Raw genomic sequence first — 16,285 nt, 5'->3', positions numbered from 1 at the left:
GGATCAGAGCTTGGCGAGGGCGTCGGTGACGGCGAACCGGCGGCGTTCGGCTGCTTGCTGGTGGTTGGTGAGGGTGGTCCAGTGGCCGGCGAGGTCGTCGGTGTCGGCGTCCTCGAGCGCGATCTGCATTCGGGCGAGGAGTGCGGTGTAGCCGCGGCGGTAGTAGGCGTCGACGATGCCGCGGCTGAGGTACGGGACGTCGCTGCCGCCGGGGAGTGGGCCGTGGCCGGTGGGTGCAGCGATGGTGATGAGGGTTTGGCGGGCGGCGCGGTCCGTGGTGCCGATGCGGGTCATGAGGATCTGCGGGGTGACGGGCGCGCCTTCGTCGACGAGCTCGACGACAGTCCGGAAGATCCGGCCGTGGATCGGGCTGAGAAACAACGGATGATTCATCGGGATTCGGTCGGCCGGGTAGCCGCCGGTGCTGTCGCGGTGCTGGTGGTCGCCGACGAGGGCGTGGATGGCGGCCGCGGTGGCCGGCGACCAGATGAGGGAGGTAAGGAAGTCGAGTTCGGCGTGGATCTGGGCGTCGATGTCGTCGAGGTCAGTGGGGAGGCCGACGAGGGTGTCGGTGGCGTCGTGGACGGTCTCGAGTGCGGGATGCTCCAGGGTCGCGGTCATGTCGTCGTCTTCCTCGTTGGTGGTGGCCGGCACGGTGTCGGCGGGCTGGTGCGCGTCGTGGTCGGTGCCGGTCATGGTGTGGTCCCTTCTGGCCTTGCGGTGGGTTATGCGGCGGCGAGCTGCTTGATGCGGTCGGGGCGGAACCCTGACCAGTGGTCGTCTCCGGCGACGACGACGGGGGCTTGGAGGTAGCCGAGTGAAAGGACGTAGTCGCGGGCGTCGTCGTTGGTGGAGATGTCGACGGCAACGTAGGTTATTCCGGCCTTGTCGAGAGCTTTGTAGGTGGCGTTGCATTGCACGCATGCGGGCTTTGTGTAGACGGTGATGGTAGGGGTCTCTGTGCTCATTGTTTCGTATCCTGATCTAGTGCGAGTCGAGCCGTGTTCGTTTCTTTCATCATAATCGAGTACGCGCGATATTGCTAGGCTTATTCGAGTATTTTAGGCAACGATTATATGTCGATTCGTCGGGCGGTTACTTTGTTTTCTTCGACGTCGTACTTCGCCTTCTTCTTGGGGTGTTTGGGGCTATTCGTTGGTGGTGGGTGCGGGTTGCCAGGTGCCGCTGCGGAGGCCCTGTAGGTGGTCGTCGTGGCTGGCGTATTCGTCGGCGAGGGTGGCGAGGACGGTCCAGGATTGCAGTCGGGAGAGGTGGTGTTGCCACCAGGTCCAGCGGGTCGGCGGGTTGTGGGGGTCGATGCTGGTGGGGTGGAGTTTCTGGGCGCGGTTGACGGCGAGCTGTTCGATGATGCGTGCATGGTGTTCGTTGACGGCGGCTGCGCGGGTGGCGGCGGTGATGACGTCGTCGTCGTGGCCGGTGAGGTTGTTGGCGGCGGTCCAGAAGATTCCGGTGTAGGTGCTGGCGAGGTCGTTGGGGATGACGGCCGGGGCATACATGGTGGTGTCCTTTTCGGTTAGCGATCGGCGCAGGCCGCGCGGCATATTGTTGTCGATTTCGATCGTTTCTTGCGCGGTGGTGGTTCGCTGGGTCATGAGGGTTATTCCTGACTGTTGGTGGGTGGGGATTTGTTGTTGCCGGCCATCGTTTACTGAGTGATCGGAACGCAAGGGTGTGAGCGAAAGAATGTCCGCGAAATAAGCGAACGTATGTGAGCGCGTGGATATTGTTTCGAGCCTGTAGGGCCGACGAGCGTAGCGAGGAGTCAGGCCCTTGCGTGGAGTGAGCGAAGTGAAAAGAATTGGCCTCACAACAAACCCCGTCGCTCGCGTGGGGTTGGCAAGGGGCCGCACCGGCGAAGCCGGTTCGTTCCGATGGGTGAGGTGACGCTAGTCGCCGGCATCGGACGGGCCGTCTCGGACGCCGGAGGCGTCAGGAACGGGCAGACGTGGCGCGGGTCCGGCAGGGATTACCGGCTGCCGCTGGCGTGCGGCGCGTCCGGTGCGGGCGCCTGCCCCTCGATGGGGCGGCGTCGCTGTGGGGTGCGGACGTAGGGTGGATTCATGATGTCTGAGGTAGAGGTCGCGGTCGCGTCTGTTCCAGCGGTGTTCGCTGGCGCCTTCGGTTCGGCGGCGTCGGGTGTGGTGGGCGTCGATGTGTCGTGGGCGTCGCGCGGTGTGGACGGCGATGCCGGTGGTCAGGCCGTTTTGGTCTGACCACCGGCTCACTGCTGCCTAGTCGGTGGCGGCGATGGCCTCGGCGAGGATCTCCGGCGGGATCCCGCTCTCAAGGACGCGGGTGAGGATCATGCCGATGCCGAGCAAGTCACCGTCTGCGGCGGTTCTGGCTGCGTCAAGGAGCATTCGGGCTTTACCTCCGTTGCCGGTGAGGTAGATCGCAGCGGCTGCTGCGGTGAGCAGGTGTGCGCGGTCCTGTCCTCGGAGGTGCCGGGCCAGCTCGATGAGGGCCTCGGCGGCGGCGCCACGTTCGCTGAGGGCCAGACGAAGGATTGCGTCGCGGAACCCTCCCATGCGCGAGTAGGTCGCAAGGCTCTTAGCGAGTTCGTCCGGTGCGACCTCGGTCGGCGTGCCATGTGTGATCACGGTGCTGAGTTCGTCGAGTGCTCGGCTGGCGGTGATGCGGGCGTAGTCGTCGCCGGTGTATTCGGCGACGGTGCGCTCGATGTCGGCGACGAGCGTCTCGCGGCTGTCGGTGGGCGCTCCTCCGGTCAGTCGGCTGTAGAGTCCGGCGGTCGACGCGTCGGGATCGTCGACGAGTCCGGTGTCCTTGGTGTCGAGGTTGGTCCAGCGGGCTCCGTACTGGATGACGGGCGCGTGCAGTCGGCGGACGACTGCGATGCCGTGGGCCGCGTAGACGGTGGTGGCCTGGGCGGCGAGCTGCTCAACGTCGGCCGCGTCGAGTTCTTCGGAGACGATGACGACGATCGCGGACTGGGCATCGAGACTCTCGCCGACTGCGCCGACATTGTGCAGCTTGTTGTCCGCAATGTCATGGCGGGCGGTGAAGGCCATCTGCTGGTCGTTCGTGAGCATTATGGTGACGATGGATTCGCGCGGTGCGAAGCCGATGACTCCGGCTGCGGAGGTGACGATGTCGGTGTCGGTGCTGATCTTGATAGCCATGATGGTTGGCCTTTCATCGTTGGTCGGCACAGGTCCTGTGTGCCGCTCTGTCTGACGGTGGTCGGTGTGGTGGCGCTGGCGGCGGCGCGCGAGGACGCCGCCGACTTTTCGTTGCGGTGTCGGTGGGCTGATTCATGGCGATACCTTCCAAACTGTTGATGTGGCGGCTTTGTGTTGTTACCGGCCATCGTTTTAGCGAGGAGTGGAGCGGAAAGGGATGAGCGGAAAGAATGTCCGCGAAATAAGGGAGCGCAGCGACCGCGTGGACATTGTTTTCGAGCCCGTAGGGCCGGAGGGAGCGCAGCGACCGGAGTCACGCCCTTGTAGCGCAGCGACGAGTTAAAAAGAATGGTGGGAACAACACAAACACCGAGCGCTTTTCTCGGTGTGAGGCACCGCGTAGCGGTTCATTCCCGATGGTTGAGGCGACGGTAGGAGCCGGCATCGGACGGGCCGTCTTGGACGCCGGAGGCGTCAGGTCCGGTTGACGTGGCGCTGGGGTCGGCAGGGCTGGCGGTGCCGAGGGCTGCTCGGACTGGGTGCCCCCTGCTTGACCACAGCGGCGGGGATCTCAATGCGGGTGCGCAAGGATGGGCCAGCTGGTGGATGCGGGGCGACTCTTCTGCTTGGTGGCGTGCCTGGCGGTCGCTAGTTGTACTGACCCGGAACGTTAGGTACAGAGTTCGGCGAGTCGACGTGACATAGGGAAGACCTCCGAGTGAGGTGTGGAGCTGTCTAAGAACCGCTCCTCAACCCGGAGGTCTTCATGTCCCACCGTAATTCACCGCTGTCCCCGACTGGCCGGTTGCGTCTGGCTCGGTGTGTTGTGGACGACCGGTGGCCACTGCGCCGCGCAGCTGACCGGTTCAACGTGTCAGTCACCACGGCCAAGCGATGGGCGGATCGCTACCGCGACCACGGGCCGGCCGGAATGGGTGATCGGTCCAGCCGGCCCCGATCGTGTCCGCATCGCACCAGCCGGCGCCGGGAACGCCGGGTCGTCGGGTTACGCGTCTCCCGCCGCTGGGGGCCAGCCCGGATCGGATACCACCTGGGGTTGAACGTCTCCACGGTGCACCGCATCCTCACCCGCTACGGCTGCCTACGACTGTCGTGGATCGACCCGGCAACCGGGGCGCCGGTACGTGCCCGCAGACGCGAGATTCGCCGGTACGAACACCAAGCGCCCGGAGACTTGATCCACGTCGACATCAAAAAGCTCGGCAGAATCCCCGACGGCGGTGGACATCGCGTACACGGCCGCGCCCAGGGCACCCGCAACTCCAGTGCCCACCGCGAGCCTGGACGAACCCGCAAAGTTGCTGGCCGCCCCAACCTGGGGTACGCGTATCTGCATCACGCCGTCGACGACCACTCCCGCTACGCCTACTCCGAGATCCTCGCTGATGAGAAGAAGGAAACCGCGACCGCGTTCATGACTCGGGCGTTGGCGCACTTCGCCTCGATCGGTGTCACCACCGCGCGAGTGATGACCGACAACGGGTCGTGTTACCGGTCCCGCATATTTCGGGACTTGTTGCACGACAACAAGATCAAGCACAAGTGGACCAGACCGTACCGGCCGCAAACCAACGGCAAGGTCGAACGATTCAACCGGACCCTGCAGGAGGAATGGGCCTACGCCCGTCCCTACCTCAGTGAAACCGAACGCGTCGCGGCCTTCCCCGAGTTCCTTCGCATCTACAATCACGAACGCGGCCACACCGCACTCCGAGGCAACTCACCCGCCGACCGCGTACCCAACCTGTCGGGTCAGTACAGCTAGTCGGCCTGAAAGAATCTGGTGATGAGGTCTGCTGTGGCGCCCCAGTCTCCGTGACGAAGAAAATGACTCAAGTCGACCTTTACGAAGACCGCTTCTGCGGCGAAATAGGTTGTGTCGCCGACAGTACCGTTGGCTTCGATGAAGAGCGCGCGGTCGGTTTCGTCGACGAGGGAGGCGGTGATGTGCACGGGGGTGTGCAGTGGGACCGGGCGTCGATACTCCACGGTGAGGGTTCGGGTGACTGCGGGTGTCTCGGCGATCCACAGGGTGAAACCCATGATGTCATCGCATGCCGCTGAGATGGCTCCGCCGTGGGCGAGTCCCGGGGCTCCTGAGTGGCGCTCGTCGAATTGCAGGTCGGCGTAGACGTGGTCGCCGTGCAGGTGTACCTCGAGGTGCAGGCCATTGGGGTTGTCTTCGCCGCATCCCATGCACCATGGTGCGTGTGCTGGTAGTGGTTTGTCGCCCCTCATAAGTGACCTTTCTGAGCCTTCAATCGGTACCGCCACTGGCAGTTTCGCTCTGTTACCGACGGTATTGTTGTGCAGTCAGGGGTTCGTGATTTTGGCTATATAGGGAGTGGCCAGGTGGAAACCATCGATTCCGACGATGTTGACCCGAGGCGGGTTCGGTCGCGTCAGCGTTTGTTGGATGCTGCGGTGACCTTGCTGAACAGTGGCGGGGTCGAAGCCGTTACCGTGGAGGCGGTCACTCGACTGTCTCGTGTTGCTCGCACCACCTTGTATCGTCACTTCGAGAGCTCCACAGATCTGGTGGCGGCTGCCTTCGAGCGATTGTTGCCTCAGGCCGAGACCCCCGAGACGACGACGTCGATCCGTGATGACCTGCTGAAGCTGATGCAGCGGCAGGCTGAGCTTATTGAGCAGGCACCGCTGCAGTTGACGACGCTGGCATGGTTGGCAATGCTTCCCGAGCAGCCCCGGCAATCCGGGCAATCCGACGGGGATCAGAACGCGCTCGCGCCACTGCGTCGTCGAGTCGTCGAGCAGTATCGAGAACCATTCGATCGAGTTTTGACGAGTGACGTGGCCACGGCGGAGCTCGGCGACCTCGATTTGACCATGGCAGTCACTCAACTGGCGGGCCCCCTTGTCTTTGCCAAGCTCACGGGCATTCGGTCGATGACCGTTGGCGATCTCGAACAGCTTGTCGACGATTTCCTCATGGCCCACCGGCGACACCAAACCTCCTGACCTCCTTCCCCATCTACGGTACTGCTAGTACCGTAACGATACCGTCGGTTTCGTAGACGGGCTGGGTCGAGGGTGAGGTGCTGCGTATGGTGGTCCAACGTCCAAGTGGTGGGCGCTTGGCGGCGCGCCGGTTGGCGGAACGCAGCGAGTACAGCACGACATTGGGGCGGTTGGCACGGTTCACCTTGGCGCACAGATTCCTCGTCATCGGGGCGTGGGTGGCTGTGGGTATCGTCTTGGCGATACTGTTTCCCCAGCTGGAGACGGTGGTGCGGCAGCAGTCTGTTGATCCGATCCCTGCTGGGGTTCCATCGTTTCAAGCACTCGATCAGATGGGTGGTGCGTTCGGTGAGAAGGGCGCCAAGACCACTGTTTTCGTGACCATGGAGAACCCGAACGGGTTCACCGACGTGGCGCGGGAACGCTACGACATGCTCGTTCTGCAGTTGCGCGAAAATTTCGACGATGTGCAGTCAGTGCGGGATTTGCTCTCCGATCCGACGACGGCCGGCCAGGCCTTGAGTGAGGACGGGCAAGCCTGGTACTTGCCTGTCGGGGTCACCGGAACTTTGGGAGGGCCAACGGCCACGCATGCTGTGGAGACCGTGCGCCAAACCGCGCAGCGCGTGTTTGACGGTACGGACACCACTGTCCATGTCACCGGGCCGACGGCCACTTTCAGTGACCAGATCGTCAGTGCTGAAAGCGATTTAGTCGTGATCACTGTGGCGACGGTGGCGCTTATCGCGATCATTCTGTTGATCGTTTACCGATCGCTGTTCACCGCGCTGGTGCCGTTGTTGGTGATCGGTGTCAGCCTCGGCGTGGGCCGCGGGGTCTTGTCCGCACTCGGCGAACTCGGTATGCCGGTATCGCAGTTCACCGTCGCGTTCATGACCGTCATCCTGCTCGGAGCCGGGGTCGACTACTCAGTCTTTTTCATCAGTCGCTATCACGAACGGCTACGCCAGGACGCTACCACTGAGGTTGCGCTCGTGGACGCGACAGCAACTATCGGACGGGTCATCCTGGCTTCAGCTGCCACGGTGGCGCTGGCCTTTTTGGCGATGGTGTTTGGTCAGCTGAGCGTGTTCTCCACCTTGGGTCCGGCATGCGCGATCGCCATCCTCATCGGATTCCTCGCCACGGTCACCCTGCTACCACCGGTGTTGCTGTGGGCGGCGCGATTCGGCTGGGGCGCACCCAGACGAGATCTGACCCGAAAGTACTGGAATCGCGTCGCCGTGCTCGTCGTGCGGCGTCCTGTGCCTCTGCTGGCACTAACCCTGGTCGGGCTAATCGTGCTTAGCGTCTTCGCGATGGGCATCCAGATCACCTTCGACGATCGTGAGGGGCAGCCCGCGACAACCGACAGCAACGAAGGCTACGCGTTGCTCGACCGTCATTTCCCTCAAGACGTCACTATCACTGAGTTCCTCGTTGTAGATGCACCGATCGATCTCCGTACTGCCAGCGGGCTGGCCGATCTTGAGCAAATGGCCTCACGTGTATCCCAGATCCCCGGAGTGACTCGAGTCATCGGTGTTACCCGTCCCACCGGGGACAAGCTCGAGCAAGCCGAGCTGTCCTGGCAGAACGGTCAGATCGGGGACCGGCTGGCGGGTGCGGTCGACGATGGCCAGAACCGCCGAGGTGACCTCGAACAGCTCCGTACCGGCGCATTCCAACTCGCCGACGGGCTTACTCAGCTCGACACCCAGGTACGCACCAACTTGGCCCCCCTGGCCGGCATCCTCGATCAGGCAAGCACAGCAGGGCAGCAAATTCAGCAGTACCAGCCGATACTCCGCCAACTCGCCGCATCTGCACCAGCGCTCGATCGCGCTTCTCAGAATGCCCCACAGCTGGCCGCGCTCACCCGCCAAACATCTGCAGCCCTGGCAACAGTGACCTCGATCCTGCCCATCCTCGATAATGCGCCCTGGTGCACCCAAGTCCCGCAGTGCGCAGCTCTGCGCGCGCAGACCCGCAATCTCGACGCCCTACTGAGCAACGGGACCCTCGACCAGATCGCCACGCTGTCAACACAACTCGCGCAGCTGGATACACCGATCTCAACAGTCACCGACCAACTCACTTCCACCGTCAACTCACTGGGCTCCACGCTGGGAAGCATCAGCAGCCAAGACCTTCCCGGCAAGCTCACCCAACTGCAAACAGGTATCAGTCAACTCGCGGCGGGATCACGCCAACTCGCCGCCGGTGTATCCGCGCTGATCGACAGCAACCTTCAACAACTCGCCGGGATGGCCGCGCTAGCCACACAACTACAAACCTCCGCCCGCGAGACCGCCGGAACAAACTCAGCAACCGGCTTCTACCTCCCACCTCAGGCCAACGCAGACCGCCGTTTCGTCGACGTCGCTCGCCAGTTCGTCTCGCCCGACGGCCATACCGTGCGCTACGCAATACAAACCAGCTTCGACCCCTACAGCACCGAGGCCATGCAACTGGCCGACACAATCACCGATGTCGCACTCGCCGCCAGACCGAACACAACCCTGCAGGACTCCAACATCGCGATAGCCGGGTTCCCCGCCATCAACGCCGATCTGCAACGTCTACTCACCGAAGACTTCCGACTCCTAGCGTTGGCCACCCTCACCATCGTCGGCCTGATCCTGATACTCCTACTCCGAGCACTCATCGCGCCGCTATACCTTCTGGGCACCGTCATACTCAACTACACCGCGGCACTGGGTATCGGTGTCCTGATCTTTCAACACATCCTCAAAACCGATATCGCCTGGCCCGTACCACTACTGGCCTTCATAGTCCTCGTCGCGGTCGGCGCCGACTACAACATGCTTCTTATCTCTCGCCTACGCGAAGAATCCCAAAACAACATCCGCATCGGCGTCCTGAGAACCGTCACCAACACCGGATCAGTCATCACCTCGGCCGGCCTCATCTTCGCTGCCAGCATGTTCGGACTCATGGCCGGATCCATCTCGATCATGACCCAGGTCGGACTCATCATCGGCATCGGCCTGCTGCTCGACACCTTCATCGTCCGCACCATCGTTGTGCCGACCATCGCCACACTTGTCGGCAGAGCAAGCTGGTGGCCGAGTACCCGAACCGACACGCATCCAGTGTCCCGCTAGTACGCACGCACGTGCCGAGATCTGACCGGCCCCGCCAGTCATCCAGCCATCGCGCCCACCTCATCGACTGACACCCGCTCGACGGTCGGCCGCGGCAACCACACCCTACCGTCGCGGATCAGTGCCCAGACCACGTCAACCAGACGTCTAGCGAGAGCGATGAGAGCGTGGACGTGGGAACGCTTCTCGCGTCGTTTGCGCTGGTAGAACTCGCGGGACGGGCCGTCGCGTTGCGAGCTGTTGAGTGCGGCCATGTAGAACACCTTGCGAAGTCCTCTGTGGTAACGCTGGGGTCTACGCAAGGCTCCCCGGCGGTTACCGGAGTCGTGCGGTACCGGAGCAAGACCGGCGTAGGCGGCGAGTCTGGCGGGCGAGCCGAACGAAGTGAGGTCGCCGCCGGTGATCGCGACGAGCTCAGCGCCGCTTCGGGTGCCGATGCCTGGCACGGATTCGAGAATCCGTGCGTGACGGTGGCGGCGGAACACCTCGGTGATCTGCTTATCCAGGTCGGCGATCTGACGGGTCAGCATGACCAACGAGGTAGCCGCGTGTTGCACCAGTAGGGCTGTGGTCGCCTCGCCAGGCAGGGTGACGGTCTGCGCGGCCGCCGCGGCACGGGCTTTGTCGATCATCTTCGGGATCGTGGGTCGGCGGACGCCGTGACTGCGCAGGTGGTCGTAGATCTCGTCGTCAGAGACCGCAGCGATCGCAGATGGCGTGGCGAAGCGGGTGAGGAACGTTAGACCGGTCAGTGTCGAGTAGTCGAAACACCGTTCTAGTGCAGGGAAGATGCGGGTCAGCAGGCCGCGCAGGCGGTTGATGCCTCGCGTACGTTCAGCGACGAGGTCGTTGCGATGTCCGGTCAGCAGGTCGAGTTCGATCGCGACGTCGTCGGGCGCCGAGACGGTGGCGAGATCGCCACGTAGGCGGGCTGTCTGGGCGATCACGACCGCATCGCGGGCATCGGTCTTGCCCTCACCCGCGAACGCACCGGTCATGCTGTGCACGACCCGGCCGGGCACGTAGCGGATCTGCTGGCGCCGCGCAGCCAGCACACCCCTCAGCAGCGCCGATTCCGGTGCGGTCATGTCGATCGCCCACACCACGAATTTCATGTCGGCGACCCGGTCCATGAGCGCTTCGATCGCCGGTTGATCGTTGGGAAGCCGCCGAGACCACAGCACCGTTCCCGCCTCATCGACCGCGGCGGCGTGATGCGCATGCCGACCGACATCAATTCCTACCCAGATCTTTTCGTCCATACTGTCCTTCCGTGTGCGGTTGGCTCGTCAGGGTGGTTTCGCCGGCACACCTTTACACAGCGACAAGTTCGCGAACACATCTCAATCAGCGGCCGAAACGACCCGTCACGGTCCGGGGTGACCTTCCACGCCAAGCCACCAGCGACAACAGGTGATTGTCGAGCCACGCCCCGAACCGCGGACGAACGTCCGAGGCGACCGCCCCGGACGTACTCCAACGTAAAGGTGATTGTGCGGGAGCGACGTGGCTGCGGGAGGTTTGTCTGTCGCGGTAGCTCTGATCGATTCGTAGGTGATGGTGCTGGTCCTGGCCGTCGGGGCACTCACGCTGCGGCTGTCACCGGCCTTCAGAGAATTGGTCATTTACCGTAAAGTTCCGGTCATGGTTGACGTTTTTGCCCTTGTTTGTCGGGCTCGTGATCTGGCTGATTGGTGGGAGTTGGTGACCATCAAATCGGTATGCAGGCGAGGTGGTGGCCTGTCCGCTCGCGAGGTTCTCATGGTCTTGGATGATCAGGGTTTCCTACATCGGGAGCGGCTGCGTTGGAGGGAGATTCGACGCATTCAGAACGCTATTTCAGCGCCAATACCAGGAGTTGAGCTGACTGTCTCTGAGGCTTTTCGCGACGCGATGGACGCGGACGGAATTGCGTGGAGGGAACCTGTTCTGGACGCTATTGAGTGGAATAATGAACGTTCGTCGATGGTCGACTTGTCAGCGTTCTGCGGGTTAGTAACGGAAGAGGAACGTCTGATGAGTCTGGAGAATCTGAGAGGACTCATCGACGATATGGAGCATTCGCCCGAACTGCTGATTGTGCGCGATACACAGGTGGCAGAACGAGCACGACTGCGGGCGCTGAAGGCGTTGGAGAAGGCTCACGAAACGCTGCGTGAGCTGGGCGCGTGAGGATGGGTGTGGTGGTGCGGGGCCGCGGAGCGGCCCGCACCACGTCAGGGGAGGGGCTGTAGCGGCCCGGTAGGGCCGTTTCCTTGTCGCGGCGGAGCCGCGGGGTGTGCGGTGGTCGCCGGAGCGGAGCGGAGGTGGGCGGCGTGCACCGATCGGGTGGGTGCGGCCCGTCAGGGTCGCTCCGTTGTTCGGCCGTTTGGCCGGCGGGTGCCGGTCCCTCGATGGGGCCGGCACCCGCTCGCGCGCGAGGCCTGGGCTGGGGGCCGGGTGAGTGGTGTGGTGCTCACCCGGCCGGGGGCGGTCAGTCCAGGTCGATGGTGTTGGGGTCGATGTGTCCGGCGATGGCCTTCTCGATGTCGGCCAGGGTGTAGCCGGTCACCTCTGCGATGAAGTCGAGGTAGGCGGTGCGGGCGCGTCGTCCGTAGGGGTCACGCCAGGTGTCCTTGGCGATGATCGATTCGTGCGCGCCGACGGCGATGGCCAGGCCGATGAGCTGCGCGCGTTCGGGGGCTGCGTCGGCGAGGGTCGCGGTCATGTCGCGTTCGTCGATGCCGAGCATGGCTGCGGTGATGCTACGGGCGTCGCCGTCCTGGCGGGCGGTTCCGAACAGTTCGTAGCGGGACCACATGGTGTCGGAGACGAACTGGCTGATGGCCTGCTTGTGCTCCTTGGGGAGCGTCTTGCGGGTGAACCAGCTGGTGAGGTGCGTGATGCGGACCTCGCGGGCGGCGACGGCCTTCTTGTTGAGGATCTTGACGCGGCGGCGGGCCTGCCGTGCGGCTTCTTCCTCTTCGGCGCGCTGCTGTTCGGTGATCTGCTTGCCGATTTCTTGGGTGGGGTTGGCGCGCCTCCATTCCCACAGGGTGGTGACGGTTTCGAGGCCCTGGGGGTTGATGATGTGCCAGTCGATTTCGGCGCGTACCTCGGTGTGCTGGGTGAGGGTTCGGGGGTCGATCATCCCGTCGGCGGGGGCGGCGTCCTGGTCGGTGTTGTGTTTGAGGGACCAGTCAATGAGGGTTTCATCGACGGCGGTGCCGTCGGCGGCGGTCCAGGTGGTTTCCTCGTCGGCGAAGACTCGGGCGTAGCGGTGCTCGGTCGGAACGTCCTCGATGGTGATAGCGGTGCCGTTGTCGACTTTGACGAACTCGCGGAGCGCTCTGCCCTGGTAGTGCTTGCCCCAGGTGATGCCTGCGGCCTCGAGATCGGCTCCGGCGGCGGCGATCGCGGCACGCTGGTCGGCGGTGTCGGCGAGGTACTGGGCCATGTGGTGGAATCGGCCCTCGTACAGGGCTTCGAGGAGGTCGTCGGTGGCCTCCGGGTCATCGGTGTACTCGGCCAGGACTGCGGCCTGCTCAAGGGTCAGTTCGGGCAGAGTGTCGAGGTTGTCAAGGGTTTCGGTGCTCTTGGCGACGATGAGGCTGTGGTCTACCTCTGCCTTGGTGCGACGCAGCTTCTTGGCGATCTTGCTCGCGGACATTCCCGCCAGGTGCAGCTGTTCGATGGCCTTGGCCCGCTCGGACGGGAGCAACTCGGTGCGGTGCTCGTTGGTGATGTACTGGGCGATGATCCGTTCAGTGTCGGTGGCACTGGGATCGGTGACCGGGACGATGTAGGCCGGGATGGTCGCTAGTCCGGCTTCGCGGGCGGCGAGGGTGCGGAGCTGGCCGTCGATGACGGTCACGGTGCCGTCGTCGGCGAGGTAGGCCAGGATCGGGACGAGCACGCCGTCTGCGACTTTGTCGGCGAGGTCGGTGACGGCGGCGGTGTTGGTTCGGATGTTGTCGGCGATGGCGACGGTGGTGGGGTCGACGTGGCGCAGCTCGGCGGCGGGCGCGTTGGTGGTGGTCATGATGTTCCTTTCGGGGTGGGTTACCGTGGGGGCGCGCCAGCCGGTCCGGGTCCTGCGGACCGGCTGGCGCGTTGTTCGGACGCTGGTTAGAGTCCGAGGTCTCCGTTGTCGTGCCATTCGCAGATGGCGTCGAGGGCGGCTTCGCGGGCGCTGGTGCCCGATTCGTAGGCGTCGGCCCAGCACAGGTCGGGCATGTCGCGGTGGCCGAGGCCGCCGAGGCGGCGCGCGAGGTGCCGATCCACGTCCAGGAGCCACACGGCGAACTGGACGTCGCCGCCTGCGTCCGCGATGCGGTCGGGGTAGCGGGCAATCATGCGGTCGCACACCTCGACGGGGTAGACGGTTGCGGACATGGGGGTGTTCCTTTCTCTTAGTTCCGAGTGGTCATCCACTCGGCCTCACCGATGCACAGTTCGTGGCATCCGGTGCAGGTCCATTCGAAGGTGTCGGGGACATCGGCGGTGCGGTCGTGCACGAGCGGTCCGGCCACAGCCAGGAAGCACATGAGCAGGTCGAACCGAAATCCCTCGTGGCCGGTGAAGTCGCAGTTGACGATGGCGGCGGCGCAGCTGCTGCAAACCGGGGCCTCGTAGGGCTCGGTGTCGGTGGGCTGGGACATGAGGTTCCTCCTGAACTGTTGTTAGGTGCGGTTTGTGTTGTTACCGGCCTTCGTTTCGGCGAGGAGTGGAACGGAAAGGGTTGAGCGGAAAGAATTTTGGCGAAATAAGGGAGCGCAGCGACCGCGTCAAAATTGTTTTCGAGCCCGGAGGGCCGGAGCGAGCGCAGCGAGTGGAGTCATGCCCTTGTAGTGCAGCGACGAGTTGAAAAGAATGGTGGGAACAACACAAACACCGACCGCTTTTTGGTCGGTTTCAGTGCCGGCGTAGCCGGCTCCTTATGGTGCGGAGCATCCGACGTGACGTGGCGTCGGCAGGGCTGGGGCTGCCGACAGTTGCCTGACGCTGCCGCTTCCTCCGATCACCGTGGCGGGGCGATCGCGCGAGGGCTGCGTAGTCCCAGCAGGTTCGGCACCGCGGCTGCTTGCGGATCGCCGGCAGTAGGCACGGCATCGGTGCGCCAGCGCCATTTCCGGCCGCGGGTCACCCGACGATCGATCTGGCTCTGTCGTAGGGGTGGGCTAGTGTCGCGGGTGCGCGTAGGGAAGATGCGCGCACGACATCGCCCCACCCTCCGGTGATTCGGAGGGTGGGGCGATTCTTCGGCTGAGGGCGTTGGGTCAGTGTCTACCTGATCGTGAGGATACGAGTCAGGAGAAGGACACCGTAGGCGAGGCCGGCAGCGGCGGTGCCGGCGGCGTGAAGGCGCCACATCAGGGGGCGTCCGTGGCGGGCGTGAGCAGGAGTTCGTCTTCGAGGCGGAGTCGGAATCCGGCTTGTGCGGGGGTTCCGTGGCGGGGGATCTTGCGGATGAGGGTGGCGGCGATGGCCAGTCGCGTTGCTGGCGTGGATGCGTTGCGCACGACGTCGTCGGCGTGGAGGTACTCGGTGATTTCGGCGAGTAGGTTGGTGGCTGGATTCATCGTCACGGGGCCTTTCCGTGTGGTGGGTTCTGGTCCGCAGGTGTTGGCGCATCTGCGGACCCTTCTCATTCCGCGGCGCAGCCGTTTCGGGGCGGCGCCGAGGCTTCTTCGTGGTTGAAGCGCCCTGGGTTCCGTTCCGAGTCTCAGCAAGGAGAATCGGAGTATGCCCAAGAAGTTCAGTCCAGAGCTGCGTGAGCGTGCCGTGCGCATGGTCTACGACCGCCAAGCCCGCGAGGGCGGCCCTCGCGCAGCATCGATCCGTGCCGTCGCGCCGCAGCTCGGTGTCGGCACAGAGACGCTGCGGATCTGGTGCAATCGCTACGGCGCCACCGAGCCGGTCGGACCGGGAGAGCCGCTCGAGGAGGAGAATCGCCGTCTCCGGCGGGAGCTCGCCGAGGCGCGACGTGCGAACGAGATCCTGAAGGCCGCCTCAGCGTTTTTCGCAGCGGAACTCGACCGCCCCACGACGAAATGATCGCGTTCGTCGACATGCATCGCGAGAAGTTCGGGGTCGAGGCCATCTGCCGCATCCTCAGTGCGACAGAATGTGGGTTCATCACCTCCCGCGGATACCGCGCTGCCAAGAACAGGCCGGCCTCCGCTCGCAGCGTTCGGGACGAGATGCTGGCGGAGGAGGTGCAGCGGATTCATCAGGCGAACTACAGCGTCTATGGGGTCCGGAAGATGTGGCACGCAATGCGCCACGCAGGATGGAACGTCGGTCGCGACCAGGTCGCGAGGCTGATGAAGATCGCCGGCCTGCAGGGCGTTCGCCGAGGTCGAAAGCCCGTCACCACCTGCTCCGCAGACGGAGATGACCAGCGCCCGGACCTCGTTGAACGGCGGTTCGTCGCGGATCGACCGCAGCAGCTTTGGGTCGCCGACATCACCTACGTCCGGATGCTCTCCGGGTTCTGCTACGTCGCATTCGTTACCGATGTCTTCAGTCGCAGAATTGTCGGCTGGGCGGTCGCGCCCACGCTCCACACGGAGTCTCTGCCATTGCTCGCACTGGAGCATGCACTGCAGTCCACCGGGGTGAGCAGGAACGAAAGCGGATTGATCCACCATTCCGACAGGGGTAGTCAATACGTTTCGCTCGCCTATTCGGACGCTCTGCTCGCCGCGGGAGTTACGGCTTCAGTAGGTACCGTCGGCGATAGCTACGATAACGCGCTGGCCGAGACAGTGAACGGCCTATACAAGGCGGAGTTGATCTACTCCAAGCGGATCTGGGAGTCAGTCAGCGAGGTTGAGCTCGCCACGATGGGCTGGGTCCACTGGTGGAACACCTCCCGGCTCCACGAAGCTCTCGGCTACCGCACCCCGGCGAACGTCGAAGCGACCTACACTCACACCACGACGACCGCGCCCGCGACCGTGTAACCACGGAACGAAACCCAGGGCGCTTCAGTCGAGCACCACCCCGCTCCCT

The 16,285-nt window shown here is 63.9% G+C and carries 16 protein-coding genes and 1 other annotated feature; of the genes, 6 read left to right on the top strand and 10 right to left on the bottom strand.

Annotated features, from left to right (window positions below; all coding sequences use genetic code 11):
• Positions 1 to 3: 3 nt before the first annotated feature.
• The 3 genes from ACZ5QD_RS16240 to ACZ5QD_RS16230 all read right to left on the bottom strand — a co-directional run bounded on the left by ACZ5QD_RS16240 (position 4) and on the right by ACZ5QD_RS16230 (position 1,613).
• Positions 4 to 696 carry a hypothetical protein gene (locus ACZ5QD_RS16240; protein ID WP_006897725.1) on the bottom strand — a complete coding sequence of 231 codons (693 nt, stop codon included), beginning with the start codon at positions 694 to 696 and terminating at the stop codon, positions 4 to 6.
• 29 nt (positions 697 to 725) lie between these two features.
• Positions 726 to 968, bottom strand: coding sequence for a glutaredoxin-like protein NrdH (gene nrdH, locus ACZ5QD_RS16235; RefSeq protein WP_006897724.1), 243 nt, complete (start codon positions 966 to 968; stop codon positions 726 to 728).
• Between the two features lie 180 nt (positions 969 to 1,148).
• Positions 1,149 to 1,613 (bottom strand): hypothetical protein, encoded by a 465-nt coding sequence (locus tag ACZ5QD_RS16230; protein WP_006897723.1) that lies wholly within the window; start codon positions 1,611 to 1,613, stop codon positions 1,149 to 1,151.
• Positions 1,614 to 2,081: 468 nt separating this feature from the next.
• Between ACZ5QD_RS16230 and ACZ5QD_RS16225 the strand changes: the two genes are divergently transcribed.
• Positions 2,082 to 2,234, top strand: coding sequence for a hypothetical protein (locus tag ACZ5QD_RS16225; RefSeq protein ID WP_156150526.1), 153 nt, complete (start codon positions 2,082 to 2,084; stop codon positions 2,232 to 2,234).
• 18 nt (positions 2,235 to 2,252) lie between these two features.
• Here ACZ5QD_RS16225 and ACZ5QD_RS16220 read toward each other — a convergent pair whose 3' ends face one another.
• Positions 2,253 to 3,161, bottom strand: a complete 909-nt coding sequence (locus ACZ5QD_RS16220) for a DUF4192 family protein (protein ID WP_039867934.1) — start codon at positions 3,159 to 3,161, stop codon at positions 2,253 to 2,255.
• A 766-nt stretch (positions 3,162 to 3,927) separates the two neighbouring features.
• Between ACZ5QD_RS16220 and ACZ5QD_RS16215 the strand changes: the two genes are divergently transcribed.
• On the top strand, positions 3,928 to 4,947 hold the full coding sequence (locus ACZ5QD_RS16215) for an IS481 family transposase (RefSeq protein WP_168699674.1): 1,020 nt from the start codon (positions 3,928 to 3,930) through the stop codon (positions 4,945 to 4,947).
• Here the strand turns inward: ACZ5QD_RS16215 and ACZ5QD_RS16210 are convergent.
• On the bottom strand, positions 4,944 to 5,420 hold the full coding sequence (locus tag ACZ5QD_RS16210) for a PaaI family thioesterase (protein ID WP_006896186.1): 477 nt from the start codon (positions 5,418 to 5,420) through the stop codon (positions 4,944 to 4,946). The genes ACZ5QD_RS16215 and ACZ5QD_RS16210 overlap by 4 nt on opposite strands.
• A gap of 114 nt (positions 5,421 to 5,534) precedes the next feature.
• Between ACZ5QD_RS16210 and ACZ5QD_RS16205 the strand changes: the two genes are divergently transcribed.
• Positions 5,535 to 6,161, top strand: coding sequence for a TetR/AcrR family transcriptional regulator (locus ACZ5QD_RS16205; protein WP_006896187.1), 627 nt, complete (start codon positions 5,535 to 5,537; stop codon positions 6,159 to 6,161).
• Between the two features lie 86 nt (positions 6,162 to 6,247).
• Positions 6,248 to 9,289 (top strand): MMPL/RND family transporter, encoded by a 3,042-nt coding sequence (locus tag ACZ5QD_RS16200; protein WP_006896188.1) that lies wholly within the window; start codon positions 6,248 to 6,250, stop codon positions 9,287 to 9,289.
• Positions 9,290 to 9,327: 38 nt separating this feature from the next.
• Here ACZ5QD_RS16200 and ACZ5QD_RS16195 read toward each other — a convergent pair whose 3' ends face one another.
• Positions 9,328 to 10,551, bottom strand: a complete 1,224-nt coding sequence (locus ACZ5QD_RS16195) for an IS110 family RNA-guided transposase (protein ID WP_006896189.1) — start codon at positions 10,549 to 10,551, stop codon at positions 9,328 to 9,330.
• A 292-nt stretch (positions 10,552 to 10,843) separates the two neighbouring features.
• Here ACZ5QD_RS16195 and ACZ5QD_RS16190 point away from each other — a divergent pair, with 292 nt between their 5' ends.
• Positions 10,844 to 11,461 carry a hypothetical protein gene (locus tag ACZ5QD_RS16190; protein WP_197078102.1) on the top strand — a complete coding sequence of 206 codons (618 nt, stop codon included), beginning with the start codon at positions 10,844 to 10,846 and terminating at the stop codon, positions 11,459 to 11,461.
• 301 nt (positions 11,462 to 11,762) lie between these two features.
• Here the strand turns inward: ACZ5QD_RS16190 and ACZ5QD_RS16185 are convergent, their stop codons facing one another.
• The 4 genes from ACZ5QD_RS16185 to ACZ5QD_RS16170 all read right to left on the bottom strand — a co-directional run bounded on the left by ACZ5QD_RS16185 (position 11,763) and on the right by ACZ5QD_RS16170 (position 14,856).
• Positions 11,763 to 13,310 (bottom strand): ParB/RepB/Spo0J family partition protein, encoded by a 1,548-nt coding sequence (locus ACZ5QD_RS16185; RefSeq protein WP_045539844.1) that lies wholly within the window; start codon positions 13,308 to 13,310, stop codon positions 11,763 to 11,765.
• 86 nt (positions 13,311 to 13,396) lie between these two features.
• The gene (locus ACZ5QD_RS16180) at positions 13,397 to 13,663 is read right to left on the bottom strand and encodes a hypothetical protein (protein WP_052692452.1); all 267 of its coding nucleotides are present in this window, start codon (positions 13,661 to 13,663) and stop codon (positions 13,397 to 13,399) included.
• A 17-nt stretch (positions 13,664 to 13,680) separates the two neighbouring features.
• Positions 13,681 to 13,929 (bottom strand): hypothetical protein, encoded by a 249-nt coding sequence (locus tag ACZ5QD_RS16175; protein WP_045539842.1) that lies wholly within the window; start codon positions 13,927 to 13,929, stop codon positions 13,681 to 13,683.
• 711 nt (positions 13,930 to 14,640) lie between these two features.
• The gene (locus tag ACZ5QD_RS16170) at positions 14,641 to 14,856 is read right to left on the bottom strand and encodes a hypothetical protein (RefSeq protein WP_045539841.1); all 216 of its coding nucleotides are present in this window, start codon (positions 14,854 to 14,856) and stop codon (positions 14,641 to 14,643) included.
• Between the two features lie 157 nt (positions 14,857 to 15,013).
• On the opposite strand from ACZ5QD_RS16170, the gene ACZ5QD_RS16165 reads away from it, so the two are divergent.
• Positions 15,014 to 16,236, top strand: a protein-coding gene (locus ACZ5QD_RS16165; protein WP_085948520.1) for an IS3 family transposase whose coding sequence is annotated in 2 segments (ribosomal slippage) — positions 15,014 to 15,293 and positions 15,293 to 16,236 — 1,224 coding nt in all. Because the reading frame shifts where the segments join, the coding sequence is not laid out codon by codon here.
• Positions 15,283 to 15,416: a sequence feature (AL1L pseudoknot), on the top strand. Its footprint overlaps the gene before it by 134 nt.
• Positions 16,237 to 16,285: the final 49 nt, after the last annotated feature.

It is taken from the genome of Gordonia sp. J1A (assembly GCF_055393515.1).
The sequence above is the reverse complement of the archived record's forward strand: the minus strand, read 5'-3'. Positions and strand labels throughout refer to the sequence as shown.

Coding starts and splice junctions, on each gene's coding strand:
- ACZ5QD_RS16240 (WP_006897725.1), bottom strand. CDS start 696: ATGACCGGCACCGACCACGACGCGCACCAGCCCGCCGACACCGTGCCG.
- nrdH (WP_006897724.1), bottom strand. CDS start 968: ATGAGCACAGAGACCCCTACCATCACCGTCTACACAAAGCCCGCATGC.
- ACZ5QD_RS16230 (WP_006897723.1), bottom strand. CDS start 1,613: ATGACCCAGCGAACCACCACCGCGCAAGAAACGATCGAAATCGACAAC.
- ACZ5QD_RS16225 (WP_156150526.1), top strand. CDS start 2,082: ATGATGTCTGAGGTAGAGGTCGCGGTCGCGTCTGTTCCAGCGGTGTTC.
- ACZ5QD_RS16220 (WP_039867934.1), bottom strand. CDS start 3,161: ATGGCTATCAAGATCAGCACCGACACCGACATCGTCACCTCCGCAGCC.
- ACZ5QD_RS16215 (WP_168699674.1), top strand. CDS start 3,928: ATGTCCCACCGTAATTCACCGCTGTCCCCGACTGGCCGGTTGCGTCTG.
- ACZ5QD_RS16210 (WP_006896186.1), bottom strand. CDS start 5,420: ATGAGGGGCGACAAACCACTACCAGCACACGCACCATGGTGCATGGGA.
- ACZ5QD_RS16200 (WP_006896188.1), top strand. CDS start 6,248: ATGGTGGTCCAACGTCCAAGTGGTGGGCGCTTGGCGGCGCGCCGGTTG.
- ACZ5QD_RS16195 (WP_006896189.1), bottom strand. CDS start 10,551: ATGGACGAAAAGATCTGGGTAGGAATTGATGTCGGTCGGCATGCGCAT.
- ACZ5QD_RS16185 (WP_045539844.1), bottom strand. CDS start 13,310: ATGACCACCACCAACGCGCCCGCCGCCGAGCTGCGCCACGTCGACCCC.
- ACZ5QD_RS16180 (WP_052692452.1), bottom strand. CDS start 13,663: ATGTCCGCAACCGTCTACCCCGTCGAGGTGTGCGACCGCATGATTGCC.
- ACZ5QD_RS16175 (WP_045539842.1), bottom strand. CDS start 13,929: ATGTCCCAGCCCACCGACACCGAGCCCTACGAGGCCCCGGTTTGCAGC.